1 pseudogene is annotated in these 230 nt (G+C 77.8%); it reads left to right on the top strand.

Going from position 1 to position 230, the window contains the following annotated elements:
- Window positions 1–230: pseudogene (locus KVT44_RS59895) on the top strand (DNA helicase RecD); the annotation flags it as partial.

Here is a 230-nt window from a genome sequence, read left to right as displayed (position 1 = left end):
CCGCTCCGGATCGTACGACGGTGGGGCACGTGGTGTAGGCCGATGCCGTCGGGCTGCTCCTGGTGGGCTCGGGTCTGCCCGTCGTCGTACCGAAGGAGCGGGTGGAGCAGTCCGGGCGGCACGGCTGGGCGCTCACGGCGCACCAGGCGGTCGGCCTGCGCTGGCCCCCCCCCGCGGTGGGGCCCCCCGGGGCCGCCGCGAGGGCCTTGACCAGCCCCGGGGGCTACAGG

Source organism: Streptomyces sp. GbtcB7, assembly GCF_019091445.1.
Lineage (GTDB): Bacteria > Actinomycetota > Actinomycetes > Streptomycetales > Streptomycetaceae > Streptomyces > Streptomyces mirabilis.
This window is presented reverse-complemented; position numbering and strand designations above follow the sequence as displayed.